4 protein-coding genes are annotated in these 2961 nt (G+C 46.2%); 1 reads left to right on the top strand and 3 read right to left on the bottom strand.

Annotated features, from left to right (window positions below; genetic code table 11):
- A partial coding sequence (locus ACKI61_RS11220) for a hypothetical protein (protein WP_407457787.1) occupies positions 1-203 on the top strand: 203 nt, incomplete at its 5' end.
- Between the two features lie 27 nt (positions 204-230).
- On the opposite strand, the gene ACKI61_RS11225 is transcribed toward ACKI61_RS11220, so the two are convergent.
- The 3 genes from ACKI61_RS11225 to ACKI61_RS11235 form a co-directional block, all read right to left on the bottom strand.
- Positions 231-1394 carry an FISUMP domain-containing protein gene (locus tag ACKI61_RS11225; protein WP_407457788.1) on the bottom strand — a complete coding sequence of 388 codons (1164 nt, stop codon included), beginning with the start codon at positions 1392-1394 and terminating at the stop codon, positions 231-233.
- Between the two features lie 411 nt (positions 1395-1805).
- Positions 1806-2363: an AAA family ATPase gene (locus ACKI61_RS11230; protein ID WP_407457789.1), complete on the bottom strand. Its 558-nt coding sequence runs from the start codon at positions 2361-2363 to the stop codon at positions 1806-1808.
- Positions 2364-2546 carry a hypothetical protein gene (locus ACKI61_RS11235; RefSeq protein ID WP_407457790.1) on the bottom strand — a complete coding sequence of 61 codons (183 nt, stop codon included), beginning with the start codon at positions 2544-2546 and terminating at the stop codon, positions 2364-2366.
- Positions 2547-2961 lie beyond the last annotated feature (415 nt).

A 2961-nucleotide genomic window follows, 5' to 3' on the forward strand; every position in this document is an offset into this window, starting at 1 on the left:
AGCACCGCCACCCACAAGAAACCAAGACCCTTGACACACTTCATACCATTATCTCCTGTAAAAATTTTCACCACCCACAAACCAAGCAATGTGAAATATGGAATGTGGAATTTATACCGCAAAATCCATCATCAGACGAGGCTCAAGTGCCTCTATTTTGTAATTGCTTAGATTTTTACCATTCTGATTTTTCTTTGTCATGAGTCTGCTTCCTTATTTTCAATCCCTATTTAAAATGAGTCACCTTCGTCTTGAACGCAACGAATGTTAAAAAAGCCAATCTTCATGCTCTTGCCTATCTCGACATCCGTAAGAGCAAGGTGAATCGAGCCACCACTAGTCTCAGATGCTTCTTTGGGCAACCAAAAACTCGCAAGTTGATTAGATGGATATTCATCGCCTTTGGGCAAAACGGATAGACCGCGAGAATTTTGCACTTCACTTACAAGTTCATAATTCCACACAGCTTTAGACAAGACACTCCATACGGCAGAATAGCCATTACTTGTTGCCATATGTTTCCACTCAGTTTCCGTCATCACATGCCAACCCGTCGGGCATACCCCCTGAACTTTTTTGCTAAGGTCAATGTTACACTTGGGGTTTTCTTCAACACCCACGCTGTCACACACCTTGGGGAGTCCCATCGCCTCGCTCCAGGTGTAACGGGCACCAAAGTAGTTGTCGCAATACCAGGGGTCATCCTTGTAGCAGCGTTTCTCGACCTTGCTGTCATCAAATACTGTCGTGGTGCTGTCAATCATTATTTCTGCGTAATTCAGGTTCTGAGCCATTACGGTAAAACTGTCGTTCGAGACGGCAGACCTGTATTTAACAGTCTTATATATTTTGTCATCACGTTGATCTGTATAAGTTCCAAAAGTGGCAAGTGTTCCAAACACACTGTCCATATTCGGATAAACCTTGGGCTTCACATATTCACCAATGGAATCTTGATTCCATTGACCGTTTTTGCAGCTATTGTAATAGATTTTACCGGCAATAACATTCGATGAGGTATCACCGTCTTCACAAAGTTTGAACACAAATTCAGAGCTGCTACTTTCTCCCTTCTGCGACGAGCTACTGTTTTTTGTGTTTTCTTTTTTTGATGACGAACTATTTGATTTGGCATCGCTTGAAGAATCTTTACTCTGATTATCAGAAGATTCAACTTTTTTAGAACTACTCGAACCATCCCCATCTTCGCAATCCTTACAGAACGAGGATGAAGAATCAACCGCGGCATTTTCATCCGGTTCGTTGCTAGAGGCCGACGAAGAGTCATCGCAGGCGGAAAGGGCGAAGAATGCCGCCAACAAGAAGATGGTTAGAGATTGCTTCCCCTGAAACAAGTTCAGGGGCGCAATGACACGCTGGAAAGACTTCTTCATAAGAACATCCCCGTCTATAGTTTATTCTATTAAATATAGGTAATGCCCCTGCCAAAGTCCATACCCCCCCCCATTGTAAAATTTAGGAAACATACGTCGTCCCCATCCTCCCAAACTCCCCCATATGTCCCACAGCGGGACATACGGGAAAACAGGGGGCATTGGAACGGAGGGATAGTTTTATCCAAACCGCTTCTTCAAAATTGGCTTGATAAACTGTTTTGCCATTCGCCCTTCTAGCGAAAAGGCGTCTGGAAATGATTTTTTCTCAAAGACGAAAGTCTTGTCAAACCCCTTTTCGTAGCCCAATCATCTCCAAACAAAAATGGCGGGACAGTCTGCCCGCCGAGTTAGGTTGAACCAGTTCCCCCCACCCGCAGTGCCATTTCGAAAACGGAAGAGGAACTAGGCTTACAGAAATTTCTTTGCCCAATCGGGTATATTTTCGGCTGAATAAGTAAGTCGGGAATTCTTGAACGTCAAGACCTTCACGAATTGTGCGGAATTGTCGTAAAGTTCAACCTTGTCGCACAACGGCATGACATCCTGCAACCTTCGCAAAGACTCTTCGTAGCGGCGTTCGATATCCGCTTCGGGAATTCCATGACCACCGCAGGCGACCCGATGACGAATGCGTTCCTTGGCAACATCGACCGAAGACAAATAGACAAAATACAGTTCAACTTCGAAGCCGAGTTTCTTGGCTTCGACGATGTCCTGAACTGCGGTCTTTCCGCATAGCGTAGTTTCCCGGTTGAACGAAACCCTTTTTTCAAGGCAATCTTTTGTCCGTCGGAGTGCGATTTTCCCTGCACGGATCAAGTCGGCGGATTTTCTCCAATCACCGCCGATTTCACGAACAATTTCATCGACATTCACTCTCGGAATATCAAAAAAAGCCCTATTCGTTAGATAGAGCGTCGATTTACCACTGCCATTCGGGCCTGCAAACACGATAAGTTTAGCCAATCAAAACCCCTTCTCTGCAACGACATTCTTCTGCTTTTGCTGCAAGATGATATCGAAAGCCTTGGCGAAGAATTCCGCTTCTTCTGCCGACGTAGCACTTTCGATAACATCGGATGTTTCCGAAAAACCGATGTGCTTGCATTCTTCGTAGAGTTCGTGCATCTTTTTCGCTTGCTGAGTCATACCATAAATATATAAACATTTCCAACCCTTACATCGTCCGAAGCGAAAAAAAGTGAAAAAGTTCCTTGCAGCATTTGCGTTAGGGATAGTGACCCCTTTGGGGCGGAGACTTGCGGAGAGACCGAAGGGAACGCAGCAAGGCTCCGTTTTAACAGCGGTGCGGGCGGTTCGCAAGAGCCGACCGGAGCGCGTTAAAATATAGCCCGACCCGGCGAGGGCCACCGAGCCGGGGAACGCCCAAATAGAAAATATCGGTAAGGACAAGACCGACGAAACCAAGAAGGCCATCAACATGGTGCCGCAGGAACCCATCAAGGTTCAGGAAGGCAAGTGCTGGGACTTCTTCGTCGATCTCCCGGAATTCGACCGCACCAAGGTCAACAAGAACCTCGTCAAGCAGGCCATGCTCCTCGAA

Source organism: Fibrobacter sp., from assembly GCF_045601785.1.
In the GTDB taxonomy this organism is placed as follows: Bacteria; Fibrobacterota; Fibrobacteria; order Fibrobacterales; family Fibrobacteraceae; genus Fibrobacter.

What these genes read in the sequence shown, in the direction of transcription:
- ACKI61_RS11225 (WP_407457788.1), bottom strand. Translation starts at nt 1,394, where the DNA reads ATGAAGAAGTCTTTCCAGCGTGTCATTGCGCCCCTGAACTTGTTTCAG.
- ACKI61_RS11235 (WP_407457790.1), bottom strand. Translation starts at nt 2,546, where the DNA reads ATGACTCAGCAAGCGAAAAAGATGCACGAACTCTACGAAGAATGCAAG.